This is a genomic window from Bradyrhizobium sp. NBAIM03, from assembly GCF_020194055.1.
In the GTDB taxonomy this organism is placed as follows: Bacteria; Pseudomonadota; Alphaproteobacteria; order Rhizobiales; family Xanthobacteraceae; genus Bradyrhizobium; species Bradyrhizobium yuanmingense.
The window spans coordinates 1-650 of sequence record NZ_JADYVS010000101.1 but is presented as its reverse complement, the minus strand read 5'-3'; the positions used below and the strand labels follow the sequence as shown (position 1 = coordinate 650).

Genomic DNA, 650 nt, shown 5'->3' with positions numbered 1-650 from the left:
AGCGAGTGGCCGCCCAGTTCGAAGAAGTGGTCGTTGCGCCCGATGCGCTCGACACCAAGGAGCTCGGCCCAGATCTGCGCCAGCGCCGTCTCGACCGCACCTTGCGGCGACTGGTAGGCCGCCAGCGCATAGGCCTGATCGGCCGGCGCCGGCAGCGCGTTCCGATCGAGCTTGCCGTTCACCGTGAGCGGAAGCGCCGCCAGCCGCACGAACGCACTCGGCACCATGTAGTCCGGCAGCCGCGCACTTAAGTGCGCCCGCAAGGCGCCCGCAAGCCCGCCTCCATCGCCCTCGTCCGAGCCGGCCTCGGGCGCGCAGACCACATAGGCGATCAGATGTTTGTCGCCGGCGCCGTTCTGGCCCGCCACCACCACCGCCTCGCGCACCCAGGCGTGCTCGCAAAGCCGCGCGACGATCTCGCCCGGCTCGATGCGATAGCCGCGGATCTTCACCTGATCGTCGTTGCGGCCCAGGAACTCAAGATTGCCGTCCGGCAGATAACGTGCAAGGTCGCCGGTCCGGTACAGCCGATCGCCCTCGACAAAGGGACTGGCGATGAACCGCTCCGCGGTCAGCTCAGGGCGGTTCAGGTAGCCCCGTGCCACCCCCGCCCCGCCAATGTAAAGCTCACCCACCGCGCCGAACGGCAC

Annotated in this window: 1 protein-coding gene; it reads right to left on the bottom strand. The window is 69.1% G+C overall.

Annotation, left to right across the window (positions count from 1 at the left end; all coding sequences use genetic code 11):
* The coding region (locus I6F21_RS37575) for a non-ribosomal peptide synthetase (RefSeq protein WP_225184365.1) at positions 1-650 on the bottom strand (650 nt) is incomplete at both ends.